The following is a 14,495-nucleotide window of genomic DNA, read 5'->3' as shown; positions in this document are numbered from 1 at the left end:
AACATTATATCATGAAAAAAAGCATTTTAACACTCGTTATCATTATCGGATTTGTTTACAACTCAACAGCTCAGAAAAAACATAAACAACATCAAAAGCCTGAATTTACAGTAGAGCAGCAAACTACCATTGCTGTAAAAAAATTAACAATCGCTTTAGATTTATCCGAATCACAACAAGAAAAAATGTATCCTTTAATTTTAGTTGCCACAACCAATAAGCAAAATGCAATGGATGAAAGAAAAGCAAATGGCGACCAAAAACCAAATCTATCTAGCGATGAGCTTTATGCCAAAATGATAGAAAAGATGGATCAACAGATTTCTTTTCAAGCAAGAGTAAAAAAAGTACTTGATAAAGAACAATATGAATCTTGGAAAAAAATTCAAGCACATATGCACAAAGAGCATGCTAGTCAAAAAGGCAGACAAAAAGGAGGTCACAAAGGAAAACCAGCGAACTCATAATAAAAAAAATCCCAGTATTTACTTACTGGGATTTTTTTATTCAAGTTTTAAAACTTGATTTATTGCGATGTCATTTGAGGTAAGCCCATTTAGCTTCTTAATTTCCTCAACAGTCATTCTATACCTTTTCGCTATTCCATAAAGAGTATCTCCTTTTCTTACCCGATATGCTTTCCCATATCTCTTATTTGAATCTTTTATTTTTTTATTCAGCACAAGTTTATCATAATGATCTAAATCATATGTTTCAACAATACGAATTAATTTATCTGGATATTTCTTATCGGTTGCATAACCTGCTTTTTTCAATCCTTTAGCCCACCCTTTATAATCATCTATTTTAAGATCAAACAAAAAGTCATACCTCGACCTACTTGTCAAAAACAAAGAATGATCTCTGTAAGAACTTTCCACTTTTTTATATTTCCTAAAACACTCTTGCTTTTCGTCATCATCATGCCTTACTGACTCTCCATGCCACCTGTCATGACATTTCACTCCAAAATGATTGTTTGATTTTAAAGCCAAATTACTCACTCCGTTACCCGACTCTAAAATACCCTGTGCTAAGGTAATACTTGCTGGTATTTTGTGTTTTTTCATCTCCTCCATTGCAACAGGTGCGTAATGGCTTATATAAGCAATCGTTCTAGTATCCAAACTAGATTGTCTTTTCTCTAATTTTACAACTTCTTTGTTCACTGCCTTATCATCCGTCTCAACAACTTTTAAAACAGGTTTAGGGCTTGATTTCTGAACTGTAGTTTTTTTGCTCGAACCACAACCAATCATAAAGATGGAACAAGCAATCAATGTTAAAGTATATTTCATATCTATTTTTCAATTAACAAGGGCAACTTTCTTTTTGCCAAGACGTTATTCATACCTTTTATCCCTTGTAAACCACCGGTATGAATGGCCAAAATTTTAGAACCTTGATTAAATTTATCCTTCTTTACCATATCCAAAATTCCATAAAACATTTTACCAGTATAAACTGGATCTAACAGAACGTTAGTGGCCTTGAAAAAATTATTGTTAAAGGTAACTAATTCTTCATTTATTTTAGCATAGCCTCCAAAATGATAATCAGACACTAAACTCCAATTCGATGTACGTACCTGATTATTTTTGATCTCTTTTTCCAAAAAATTTCCTTTCAATGCAGGAAACCCAAAAATTTGTTGATTTTTTTCAGAACCATTGATAATACCAGAAATGGTACCACCGGTTCCAACAGCACAGCAAATAAAATCAAATATCTCAGTAGATTTATCTAAAATTTCTTCACATCCCTGGACCGCCAAATCATTGGTTCCGCCTTCAGGTAATATATAGGCATTAGGGTGTTTTTCTTTTAGTTTTTGTAAAAAACTATGATTTGCTTTTTCTCTATAATCAGACCTAGAAATAAATTCAAACTCCATTCCATAATCCTCCTTTGAACGTCTAAGAGTTTCATTGGTTAATAATGTTTTATCAATATCTACACCTAATTCCTCTCCTCTAATAACCCCAATTGTTTTAAATCCAAACTCAAAGCCCGCCCCAGCTGTAGCCAATATGTGATTGGAATACGCACCTCCAAAAGTTAACAACTCTGTAAAGCCGTTTTCTTTAGCAAAATTAATATTGTATAATAATTTACGGTATTTATTTCCAGAAATAACACGATGAATGGCATCTTCCCGTTTTATATAAAGCTGTACTTTTTTAGCTTCTAATTCTGGTAAAATAATCTCTTCTATGTTGCTAGTGACAGGCCGCAATGCAATAATTTTTATGAAGAAAAGCTATTTACTTTTTCATCCAACTCTGCCCAAGCCTCCATTAAACCATCCAAAGAGTCTTTTTTAGCTTGATAGTTTTCAAAAAACGCAGGATCAGCTGCTGTCTTTTCATAATCCTCAGCCAACTTAGCATCCATGTCCAAAATTTCCTTTTCAACATCAGAAATAGCTCTTTCGGCTTTACTAAGTTTATTTTTCAATTGCTTTAATTCTTTCTCTTCTTGTCTGCTTAATTTATAATCTTCTTTTTTAGAAACTTTTTTTTCAACAACAACGGTTCTTTTTTCCGCCTCTCGTAAGTTTTCTAATTTATGCTGATCCAGGAAGTAATCAATATCTCCTAAATATTCTTTGATTACTTTATCTTTAAAACCATAAACAGAATCTGTTAAGCCCTGTAAAAAATCTCTATCATGCGATACAATAATTAAAGTACCGGCATATTTTTGCAGCGCTGCTTTCAATACATTTTTAGATTGAATGTCCAAGTGATTGGTTGGCTCATCCATGATTAATACATTGAATGGTGACAATAGTAATTTACATAGCGCCAATCTATTTCTTTCACCTCCTGATAATACTTTCGCTTTTTTCTCAACAGCGTCCCCACCAAATAAAAATGCTCCAAGCATATCTCTTACTCTTGCCCTATTAGAATCAGTGGCTGCGTTTTGCATAATTTCTAAAACCGTTTCTTCAGGAGGAAGGTGCTCTGATTGATTCTGAGCAAAATAACCAATCTCAACATTATGCCCTAACTTTAAATGACCTTCAAATGGAATGTCTCCAACCATCATTTTTGCCAAAGTTGATTTTCCTTGACCATTCTGACCAACAAAAGCAATCCTACTGTTACGTTCTATCAATAAATTTACATCTTCAAGTACATGTTTATCTCCATAACTTTTAGACATATTTTCCGCTTCCACTACAATTTTACCTGGTTCCTTAGAAACGGCAAATTTTATATTCATGGTTGCGTTATCATCGGCATCAACTTCAATTCTTTCTACCTTGTCCAATTGCTTGATAAGCGACTGAGCCATAGATGCCTTATTTGCTTTAGCTCTAAATTTATCTATTAACTGTTGCTTCGCTTTGATTTCTTTCTCTTGATTCTTTTGCGCTTGCAACTGTTTTTCTTTGATTTCACCTCTTAACAACAAAAACTCAGAATATGATTTTTTATAATCATATATCTGCCCCAAAGAAATTTCAATGGTTCTATTGGTAACATTATCTAAAAACATTTTATCATGCGAAACCAAAACAATCGCACCTGAATACCCCTTTAAAAAGTTTTCTAGCCAAATGATAGATTCAATATCTAAATGGTTCGTAGGTTCATCTAATAGCAAAATATCATTATTTTGGAGTAATAGCTTTGCCAATTCAATACGCATTCTCCACCCACCAGAAAAAGTATCCGTTAGTTTATCAAAATCCTCTCTTTTAAATCCTAACCCTTGTAATATTTTTTCCGTATCTCCCTTATAATTGTATCCTCCTAATAACTCATAGCGCTCAGTTAAATCAGTAAGATCATGAATCAATTGGTTGTACGATTCGCTTTCATAATCCGTTCTTGTCGCCAGCTCGTTGTTAATTTTATCGAGCTTTAACTCTATTTCTTTAATTTCTTCAAAAGCTTGATAGGCCTCTTCCAAGATTGTTCTTCCTTCAACAAAATCAATATCCTGTCTCAAAAACCCCATTTGCACATCTTTTTCAAAAGCCATGGTACCTCCACTACTTTCTATATCTTTAGAAAGAACTTTTAATAAGGTAGATTTCCCAGCTCCATTTTTCCCAATCAAACCAACTCTATCCCCTTTATTAAGTTTGAAAGTGATTTCTGAAAAAAGATCCGTCCCTCCAAAAGAAACGGTTAAATTATGAACGTTAAGCATCTATAAATAAGTGTTTTTAGAATATTAATGGAATTTTGCAAATCTATCACAAATTTTACGATTTAAGAATAGAATTTTTGTTTGTTTCCAAGCTATTTAACAAAGGATTATAGGGCTTACGCTATTTACTTTGTACCTTTACCAAATGATTATTTCATCATCATAGTGATCTTAATTCCTATGATTTCCTAAGAATAATATTATGTTTTTAAAAAAAGGCAGCAAGTTATATAGCATTTTAAAATTTAAATGTCCTAAATGTCATGAAGGCGATTTTTTTACAGAGAAAGGTGGCTTTAAATTAAAGGATGTAACTAAAATCCATGACAATTGCCCCAACTGCAACTTAAAGTATATGATGGAACCATCGTTTTTTTATGGAGCCATGTACGTAGCCTATACTTTATCAGTTGGAATTTCTATCCTTACATTTTTGATAACGAACCTAATTTTCAATTTTGAATTATTAGAATCTTTTTTAGCAATAATTCTAATTCTTATAGGTTCTACTCCCTATAGCCTAAGACTTTCAAGAATTATTTGGATCAACATATTTGTTGCCTACAAAGACAAAAAGAAATAATTATTTTTTGATAAATCTATTGATATTCGATTCGGGATCTAATTCTGCTCCCTCATATAAATGTAAATAAAGTTCCTTAGCAACTTTGGGAGCGATCATAACCCCTCTAGTACCAAGTCCATTTAAAATACATAAGGATTTATAATCAGAATGCACTCCTACTAACGGTCTCCTATCCTTTACAGTAGGTCTAATCCCTGCTGAATGTTCCACCACTTTATAAGGTACATTAATAAAGGTGTCTAGTTTTTCTAACAACTCTTTTTTCCCCTCTTCTGTAGCCTTTAAGGTTTTATCTTTCCAATTAAAAGTTGCTCCTACCTTAAACATACCTTTCCCTAAGGGCAATACAAACACAGCCGCTTTAATTAAAAAGTCTGCCTTTAACTCTGGAGCATGAATGGTCAATAATTCTCCTTTTGCCTCATTCATTGGCAACTCTGAAAAAAATGGATTCTTATGCATTCCGTATCCCTCACTAAAAATAATATAAGAAGCTTGAATGCCATTATACTTTACACCATTTTCCTGCAACTCCAATTGAGCATAATCAAAACTTTCATATCGAATACTTTCTGAGGAGTGTAAATACTGTTTGTAATCTGACAACAACTTTTTAGTATCTATTCTTCCTGTATGAAATAACCTTCCAAAACCATTTTCGGAAATAATTCCTTGATAATCTTTACGAACAATCTCAGTATCCATATAAGGGGCTAACAAGGGTTTATCAGATGCTGAAAACCAATTATTTTGTTCTTCTATAGATTTAAATACGCGATAGGTAGAAAACTTATAGTCATAAACTCCACCCAATTTATTTTCTATTTCTGAATAAAAAGGCAAAGCTATATCCAATTGTTCTTGTCCCTGCCAAACAGGAGTGAAACGCTTTAAAATAACAGGGTTATACACCCCACCTGCTACATTTGAAGAAGTTTGAGAATCATCTTCAAAGACAACAAATGATTTACCATTTTCTTCTAATTCTTTAGCAAAAGCCATCCCTGCCAATCCAAATCCAACAATCACACAATCCACTTTCATAAAACTCTAATTAAAAAAAAACTCTTGGATGGAAATTACATACAAGAGCTTTTTATTATTTACAAATTGGTAGAATTAATAATTCCACATATCCAATTCCTTATTTCTAATTTGTTCACGAATACGCTCAGATTCCATAATTTGATACAAAGCATTTCCTTGAATATAATCTGCAATTGCTCTATTACCATACAAGTTTTCTTCTCGCAAAATCACAGAAGTAAATCTTCTTGAATTCAACAAATCATCAAAGGAGATTGGAGACCTATGATTTACATTATTAAAAGCATATGCGTTGTGCAACACTTCTCTAGCATCAGGATAAAATATCCAAAATAACGGTAACGTTTCATCATCAACAATATCATCTCTACCTAATAATTGAACATCTGGCGCCAAAGGAGCTATCGCTAAAAGTCGATACTTCAACTCACCATGTCTTTTATCAAAGTACCAAATACCTTTTATTTTATAACCGGCAATATCTTCTGATTTTATTGAAACCTCATCTACAAAGTCTGAAATATTAGTTTCTCCTTCATTGATCAACTCATAAGCATAATCTGAAGTATCTACTCTCGTTAATTTTTGATTGATATCTTTCTCCGTAAGTTTAGATTTAAAAAACGAATCGTCATAAACTTCCTTAATTTTTCCCGTTTTAATTCCTTTTAAAAGCGTGTAAAACAAAGATTTCCTGCTACTATTCACATTGGCTGAATCTATAGGGTAGTATAAAGGCATATTCATACGCTCATTCAAATCTATTTCTTCCCATATTATTTTCGACCAAAGAATATCACGTTCATTAACATATCCGTAAGGTATTGGACTATCCTTAGAAGCTTCCTGATACTGCTCTGGCACTTGCCCTATTTCATCTGGCGTTTGTGCATTCAGTACATTAAAATCAGCTTGCGCATTTGCTGATATACTCAACAATGCAACTAAACTAAATAGTACATAACTTTTCAAACTCATCATTCTCATAATTTTAATCCTCTTACAAAAATACTATATATGTATTTTTAAACAATACTTCTATTAAATCTCTTAACTAATGATTAGTTAGAGATTACTACACTTAAAGGCAATACACCTTTCAATCTATAAGAAGAATTTCCAATAATTGCAGCTTTCACATCAAAAATACTAACTACATCACCTCTTTTAGCTTTCATCAAAGCTTTTTGAGCTCTTGCATCTAAACGAGTACCATTGACCAATACTGTAGACTGACCCGGGATTTTAATTTTAAAAGAAGAAACTTTCAATTTCAAATCAAAATCAAAATCAATTAACGCTGCATCAATTGTCGCTTTTGCTAAACTTGATTTAGGCATTTTTATTGACCCCCATTGCTTTCTAATAGTAGCTGCCGGCGGCGGAATATCCTTAATTCTAAACTTTACAGGTGGTGACGAAATTTTTTCACCGTCATTTGTAGTTCCAGAAACATTGATGGTAACTTCTTTTCCTTTTCCTGGGAATAAATTATATTTTGTTCCTTTTACTCTTTTTAATCCCGTAGCGCTCGCTCTAACATTGTTATCAGAAATACCCGGCATAGAAATGGTAATTGGATTTTGAACCCCTCTATATACCACATTCATTTTATCAGCAGATACTACCGCTCCATTAGGTTTTGGTACTACAAGATAATTAGACTTTACAGAAATTTTAACTGGCTTTCCATCTTGCTGAAAAACAAATTCACCGATGATATCATTTTCACCAACTTTACCTGTTTTAAACTTAACAACAGCAGCCCCTTTCTCGTCTCTCTCTGAATAGTTCTTTCCATTGATTGTTAACCTTTCTGGCTTCAAACTTGCATCATACTTTCCTAAAACCACGGTTCCACTAAATTCCTCACCAGGAAAATAAGCTGGTTTTTCAGATATAACAATTGCCTTATACGTTTTCTCACTAATACTAGCATCTGCAGATAACTGCTTTCCTAATAAAGAATTGTAAATCTCTTTTTCAGAAGTTCTAGCATCAGCCTGAATTACAGAAATATTTGTCAAAGTAGCCACTAATGGGAAACCTTCATATCTATTTCTAATCCACGGTTGTGTTCTTTCACTATCTTTTAAAGGTTGCTCACTAGTATCAAAACGTTTCTTTAAGTGATCTAGTACATCTGGTTTGATATTTTCTCCCAACGCAGCAATGATATCGTCTCTATATTGATTGATACTTGCTACAAACAACTCTCCATTTTCTGTAAGTTTAGTCTCACCAGCAAAGAAAAATTCATCTCCTGCTGTTTCAGAATCTAACGATTCATAATCTTTGTGAAGCTCAGGGTCAATAGTCGCTAATAAAGAATCTTTTACCGCTCCTAAATAGTTGTAAAAGTCATTCGAAATTCTATTCACTTGAACCGCCTTATCATTTAAGTCACCATATTTTTCTGGTTGCTCAGATGCTTTTGTTCCTAAATCTTCTAAAACTGCTGCAATATCATTTGCTGCGGTTTGATTTGAAGATTCTATTTTTTCATTTAAGTATCCAAAAGATGACAATACCTTTTTACCCATATTCAATGCCAACATCGCAATAAATACAAGGTACATAAGATTGATCATCTTCTGCCTAGCTGATTGTTTTCCTCCTGCCATAATTAATAAGCTTTGTTAATTTTTAAGGTTATTAATTATTTATTCATTGCAGATAACATTCCACCGTATACTGAATTCAAAGAAGACAAGTTATTCGCTAATACTTCCATTTGAGATTCTAATTTTTCAGAATGTTTCAACATAGACTCATTTAAGAATGCTTGACGCTCACTGTTCTCTGACTGAACTTTATACAAACTGTTTAAAGATTCAAGATGTACAGCAGCAACTGCCATCTCCTCATTGTATTTATGTGTATTTGCAACCGTATCTACTGAAGAATTAATACTATCTGCAGCTCCTTTAAAGTTTTTAATACTTTCTGCTAAACTTCCTACTAATTCTGCATCCAAATTAGATTGACGTAACATTTCATCTAATTTATCAGCCATAATACCTTTTGCATTAGGATCCTTCTTTTTTGCAGTACCTCCTACTAACTCAGGATATACTTGGGTCCAATCCAAATCTTCTTCTATCGGTTCAAAAAAGGCAGAATAAGCAAATATAAACGCCTCTGTTAAAAGACCAACTGTTAACATAACTCCACCTGTTAGTGGTCCCATGCTAAAGTGTAATATTTTGAACAAGGCTCCTATCAAAACGACAGATGCTCCAAGTCCGTATACCATGTTTAAAATTTTCTTGCTTTTTACTGATTGTGCCATAATTTAAATTTTTATTAGGGGTTGGTTAATTATTATTATTTGTGTTTTTACTTTTTTGTTTTTTTAGAAATCCCCAAGAAATCTTGAACTGTTCTAAATCCAATATAACTTTTCAATGAATCTGCATATTCATAATCTCTAGTTGAAACTTGTAAGAAATAAGCTATATCTTTCCAAGAACCTCCACGAATAACTTTTCTTTTGTTTTCTTTATCTTCAATATTTGCGTTGATACTTGAACCTGTTCTGTAAGAACCTTGGTTATAAGAAGTACTTGTCCATTCAGCAACATTCCCTGCCATATTATAAAGTCCATACCCGTTTGGTGCATAAGAATATGCTTCTACGGTATACAACGCGCCATCAATTGCATAATTACCACGAACAGGCTTAAAGTTTGCTAAAAAGATCCCTCTATCATCCGTTGTGTACGGTCCACCCCATGGGTATGTTCCGTGGTCAATTCCACCTCTAGCGGCAAACTCCCATTCTGCTTCAGTAGGCAATCTAAAATTAGGAACTCTAATCGGAGTTTTTCTAGATCTCAGATAATCATTTTTCTTTTTCGTCTTCCAGTTACAATAAGCTTTTGCTTGATACCAATTCACCCCTACCACAGGATATTCTTGGTAGGCTGCATGCCAAAAATATTCTTCGTGAATCGGGTCATTGTAGGAATAACTAAAATCTTTTACCCAAACAGTAGTATCAGGGTAAACCGAAACATCTTCGTGAATGATAAAATCCTTTCTAGATCCGGTGGTACTTTTTGCAGCTCCTTCTTTATTAAACCAAGAATAAGTATATTTTAATTTTTTAACATTCAAAATTCTCTCTCCTTCAAAAGAATCTTCTAAAGGTAAATACATGGAATCCATAACCTCTGAATAAGCAGCATCTGGATATTCATTTTTATCCCAAATAATTGGAATTCTCCAGTTCAATGCTCTACCCTCTGTTAAAGAATTCACATCTCCTAAACCTCCATAATTATCAATCATGTATTTCTCATACTGATTGGCATCCGTTGTATCTACTTCTTTAAAGCTGTAACGAAAAATACCATCTTCCCCGCCTTCACTATCTGCATCTAATAGATAAGATCGCTCATCTGCCGTAAGTGCCAATTCTGTTCTCACAATAGAATCACGAACCCATTCTACGAACTGACCATATTCACTATTCGTCACTTCAGACTCATCCATATAAAAATGCTGTACCGTAACAGTTCTAGGCGCTGTTCCAATTCCTCCAAAAGGATCTTCATCCTCTCTACCCATTGTAAAAGCTCCTCCAGGAACCAAGACCATACCAAATGGTCTTTCAGAGTAAATTTTCTTACCGGAAGACTTTCCTACAACCTCTCCTCTATCGTTAGAACCACAACTATATATCACTAAAATTAAGGCTATATAAACTGCTATATTTTTCATATTTACTTCTTGTCTTTCGTAATTGAGCGTAAACCTATCATTTTTTTTTATCAAAAGCAATGAATAAAAAGCATAAACCAAGACTTTTTGGCACTTTTCACTATAAGTTAACGCAGAATTATTAATTTATTTTTTTCAACGCTTTGTACCATCTCTCAGGCACTTTTTGCGACGTGGCATCAATATAATCGTCGTGCGTACACGGTATTAACGCATGTCGTTTGTATTTATTGTCATTCATAGAATGAATTTCCAACCACCATCTTCCACTTTTATGACTTTTATAAAAAACCATATTCTCATCCTCATGCGGAACAATATACTTTACATATTTTTCTTTGGTACAGTAAGGATAATCCTTAGCTCTAAAGCTATAACCTTCTATAAAATACCACATCATTTGCGCTACTAAATGAGCCGTCTGTCCTTGTAAATCTAAACGGTTATTAAATTCATATATCCCAAATGAGGTTACTTTGTCGCTGATCCCAGCATATCTAGAAATAGCACATATTTCATCTCCATAAAAACCATTCGGGGTTGCATTTCCATTTGCTGGCGCTTCACTCATACGTACAGCACCAAGATCAATGCTCACAATATCAGCATCTCGCATTATGGGCTCAACAATCTTTAAATCCTTCGCTTCTCCTAAACGATATGCATCAAAAGACAAACTTTCTAACAAATCTATTTCATCTTGAGAATTAAAAAAAGTTTGATAACCAACATTACTATAGTTAAATAAATTTGCGGGCTCTTCCATCACAATTTTACTTAAAAAAGAATTTGAGTTCAAAGGAGAATCTATGGCTCCAAGATCAAATTTTGAATCTACAGAAACAATATTTACAAGTTGTTCCAATGTATCATAAGCCCTGTAATTTGCATAAGTCAAATCTTGACCTCCACCTAAAATCAATGGAACAATATTCTTTTTCACTAAAAAAGCAACAACCTCTTTCAAAGCAAAATAAGTATCTTGAACTGAAGCTCCTTGGGGAATATTTCCTAAATCAACAATTTTTTGAGACCAGTTGCCAGGATATAATTTATAAAAATACTTTCTTATGGCATCTACTCCATACCCAGTGGTATCATTATTAACAGCTCCTCTACCATCTTGAACACCAATAATGGCAATCGAAACATTTTCGAGTTCCGGCATCCCCTGCTCTTTGTTATGAATTTTAACAAAACGAGACAATGAGGTTTCAGAATACTCTAAAATCTCATCTATAAAAAGTTCTTCAAGGGGTAATAAAAAATCTAAGATCATTAAAAAAAATTGTACTTGGTACACTTCATCCACCAAGCGTCTCAAAAATATAAAATAAATTCAAAATAAAAAATGCAACTACAGTTACTATTTCTTTTTTGCTGCTGGCTTTTTCTTGGCTACAGTTTTCTTTTTTGCAGTTGCTTTTTTAGCAGGAGCTTTTCTAGTTTTTTTCTTTGGTTTTTTAGCTTCTATAATTGCCTGCACCTCCTCTAACGTCATGTTTTTAGCATCCGTAGTTTTTGGCAGTTCAATTTTTAGTTTTCCTTGGATGACATTGAAACGTCCCCATCTTGCTTTTTCAAGACGAATACCTTCTTCCTCCCAATTATGAATAACTTTTTCAATCTCTTTTCGTTTTTTATCTTCAATCAACTCTACGATATCATCATAACTTAAATTATCATAATCGTATTTCTTATTAACATTGATAAAAATACTATTCCATTTGATAAAAGGACCAAATCTCCCTACCCCTTTCTGTACAGGTAAATTTTCATATTCAGCGATTGGTGCATCTGCTTTTTGTTTTGCCACAATAAGTTCAGTTGCTCTAGCCATATCAACAGACATCGGATCTTCACCTCTATCTAACGAAACATACATCGTTCCAAATTTAATATAAGGTCCAAATCTTCCATTGGAAACAACAACATCGTCTCCTTCATAAACACCTAAATTTTTAGGCAACAAAAACAACTCCAACGCTTCCTCTAAGGTAATTGTTCCTAAAGTTTGTTCTTTTAATAAAGAAGCAAACAACTTTTCTTCATCCTCTGGATCTCCAATTTGAGCCATTGGACCAAATTTCCCTAAACGCACTAAAATCGTCCTTCCGGTTTCAGGGTGTTTACCTAAAATTCTTTCACCACTTTCTCTCTCAGCATTCTCAGAAACATCTTTTACGGTTGGATGAAAAGTTTGATAAAATTCTTTTATCATAGCCGTCCAATCCTGAGTTCCTTCAGAAATATCATCAAAATCAGCCTCTACTTTCGCAGTAAACCCAAAATCTAAGATGTTTGAAAAATTAGCTACTAAAAAGTCATTTACAATATTTCCAATATCTGTTGGAACTAATTTTCCTTTATCGGAACCAACTTTTTCAGTTAAATTCTTATTTGAAACTTTACCAGCTTTTAAGGTAAATTGTTCATATTCCCTTTCTGTACCTTCAAGCTCCCCTTTTACTATATATCCTCTTCTCTGAACCGTAGAGATTGTAGGCGCATAGGTAGACGGTCTACCTATTCCTAACTCTTCTAATTGTTTTACCAAAGAAGCCTCAGTAAATCTATAAGGTGGACTTGTAAACCTTTGAGTTGCTGTAATGAAATTATAATCTAAAGCCTCTCCTTTTGCTAATTGAGGAAGCATTCCTGCTTGCTCTTCTTCTTCATTATCCGTTCCTTCTAAATATACTTTTAAAAACCCTTCAAATTTGATCATCTCTCCATTCGCAGAAAAGATTTTCTCATTTTTATTATTTTCAATTTTAACATTCGTTCTTTCCAACTGAGCATCACTCATTTGAGAAGCCAACGTTCTTTTCCATATTAAATCATACAAACGATCTTGGTCGTTTTCAACATTCACCGTATGACGTTTCATATCTGTAGGACGAATCGCCTCGTGCGCTTCTTGTGCTCCCTTAGATTTCGTTTTAAAAACCCTTGGATTACTATACTCTGGCCCGTAATAATTTGTAATTTCTTCCTCTGCTTCTTTTCTTGCATCGTCAGATAAATTCAAGCTATCCGTTCTCATGTAGGTTATCAAACCGGCTTCATACAAACGTTGGGCAACTTGCATTGTTCTAGCAACTGAATACCCCAATTTCCTTGAAGCCTCTTGCTGCAATGTTGAAGTTGTAAACGGAGGAGCAGGAGATTTTTTTGCTGGTTTCTTTTGTAGATCAGCAATAGAAAAATCTGCATCGGAAGCCGATTTTAAAAATTCTTCTGCACTTTCCCTTGAATCAAAACTTTTTGGTATGGTTGCCTTGAATTTCTTACCATTACTATTTAAAAATTCAGCCACCACTTTATAATGCGCAGTAGTCTTAAATTCTCTAATACTTCTTTCTCTTTCTACAATTAATCTTACAGCAACTGACTGAACTCTACCAGCAGACAAGCCTCCTTTTACCTTTCTCCAAAGTACAGGAGATAGCTCATAACCAACCAAACGATCCAAAACGCGCCTTGCTTGTTGAGCATTCACCATATCATAATTGATATCTCTTGGGTTATCAACAGCTTTTAATATAGCTTTTTTGGTAATCTCATGAAAAACAATACGTTTTGTATTATCAGAATTTAATTTTAGCTGTTCTTGTAAATGCCATGCAATTGCTTCTCCCTCGCGATCCTCATCACTTGCTAGCCAAACCGTATCTGCTTTTTTTGATAAAGTTTTCAACTTTTTAACAACTGCTTTCTTATCATCTGACACAATATAACTTGGCAGAAAATCTCCATCTACATTAATTCCTAATTCACTAGAAGGTAAATCTGCAATATGCCCAAAACTAGATTCTACTTGAAAATCCTTCCCCAGAAACTTCTCTATTGTCTTGGCTTTTGCTGGTGACTCAACTATTACTAAATTCTTTGCCATATATCGTAATTGTATAATTCGTTGTCGTAAAATTGTAAAAATACCCCTTGTTTTCGACCAATAGCCAAACAG

12 protein-coding genes are annotated in these 14,495 nt (G+C 33.6%); 2 read left to right on the top strand and 10 right to left on the bottom strand.

Features of this window, described 5'->3' with window-relative positions:
- Positions 1-11: 11 nt before the first annotated feature.
- Positions 12-467, top strand: a complete 456-nt coding sequence (locus AC2DGP_RS14200; RefSeq protein WP_484490723.1) for a hypothetical protein — start codon at positions 12-14, stop codon at positions 465-467.
- Between the two features lie 36 nt (positions 468-503).
- Here AC2DGP_RS14200 and AC2DGP_RS14195 read toward each other — a convergent pair whose 3' ends face one another.
- The 3 genes from AC2DGP_RS14195 to AC2DGP_RS14185 are packed head-to-tail and all read right to left on the bottom strand — an operon-like array spanning position 504 to position 4,167.
- Positions 504-1,298 (bottom strand): glucosaminidase domain-containing protein, encoded by a 795-nt coding sequence (locus tag AC2DGP_RS14195; protein WP_484490722.1) that lies wholly within the window; start codon positions 1,296-1,298, stop codon positions 504-506.
- Positions 1,299-1,300: 2 nt separating this feature from the next.
- A complete protein-coding gene (locus AC2DGP_RS14190) occupies positions 1,301-2,236 on the bottom strand; it encodes a 1-aminocyclopropane-1-carboxylate deaminase/D-cysteine desulfhydrase (RefSeq protein ID WP_484490721.1) in 936 nt (311 codons plus the stop codon).
- 11 nt (positions 2,237-2,247) lie between these two features.
- Entirely contained in the window at positions 2,248-4,167 is a 1,920-nt protein-coding gene (locus AC2DGP_RS14185; protein ID WP_484490720.1) for an ABC-F family ATP-binding cassette domain-containing protein, read from the bottom strand.
- Positions 4,168-4,369: 202 nt separating this feature from the next.
- Between AC2DGP_RS14185 and AC2DGP_RS14180 the strand changes: the two genes are divergently transcribed.
- Positions 4,370-4,750, top strand: coding sequence for a DUF983 domain-containing protein (locus AC2DGP_RS14180; RefSeq protein WP_484490719.1), 381 nt, complete (start codon positions 4,370-4,372; stop codon positions 4,748-4,750).
- On the opposite strand, the gene AC2DGP_RS14175 is transcribed toward AC2DGP_RS14180, so the two are convergent.
- From AC2DGP_RS14175 to topA, 7 genes are all read right to left on the bottom strand, one after another.
- Positions 4,751-5,797: an NAD(P)/FAD-dependent oxidoreductase gene (locus AC2DGP_RS14175; RefSeq protein ID WP_484490718.1), complete on the bottom strand. Its 1,047-nt coding sequence runs from the start codon at positions 5,795-5,797 to the stop codon at positions 4,751-4,753.
- A 75-nt stretch (positions 5,798-5,872) separates the two neighbouring features.
- Positions 5,873-6,781, bottom strand: coding sequence for a type IX secretion system ring subunit PorN/GldN (gene porN, locus AC2DGP_RS14170; protein ID WP_484490717.1), 909 nt, complete (start codon positions 6,779-6,781; stop codon positions 5,873-5,875).
- Between the two features lie 80 nt (positions 6,782-6,861).
- Positions 6,862-8,424 carry a type IX secretion system motor protein PorM/GldM gene (porM, locus tag AC2DGP_RS14165; protein WP_484490716.1) on the bottom strand — a complete coding sequence of 521 codons (1,563 nt, stop codon included), beginning with the start codon at positions 8,422-8,424 and terminating at the stop codon, positions 6,862-6,864.
- 35 nt (positions 8,425-8,459) lie between these two features.
- A complete protein-coding gene (gene porL, locus AC2DGP_RS14160; protein WP_484490715.1) occupies positions 8,460-9,092 on the bottom strand; it encodes a type IX secretion system motor protein PorL/GldL in 633 nt (210 codons plus the stop codon).
- 47 nt (positions 9,093-9,139) lie between these two features.
- Positions 9,140-10,525 carry a T9SS ring complex lipoprotein PorK/GldK gene (gene porK, locus AC2DGP_RS14155; protein ID WP_484490714.1) on the bottom strand — a complete coding sequence of 462 codons (1,386 nt, stop codon included), beginning with the start codon at positions 10,523-10,525 and terminating at the stop codon, positions 9,140-9,142.
- Between the two features lie 121 nt (positions 10,526-10,646).
- Complete coding sequence (locus AC2DGP_RS14150) at positions 10,647-11,804, bottom strand: formimidoylglutamase (protein WP_484490713.1); 1,158 nt, start codon at positions 11,802-11,804, stop codon at positions 10,647-10,649.
- Positions 11,805-11,891: 87 nt separating this feature from the next.
- Positions 11,892-14,423: a type I DNA topoisomerase gene (gene topA / locus AC2DGP_RS14145; protein ID WP_484490712.1), complete on the bottom strand. Its 2,532-nt coding sequence runs from the start codon at positions 14,421-14,423 to the stop codon at positions 11,892-11,894.
- Positions 14,424-14,495 lie beyond the last annotated feature (72 nt).

The organism is Flavicella sp. IMCC45537, assembly GCF_057197705.1.
This window is presented reverse-complemented; position numbering and strand designations above follow the sequence as displayed.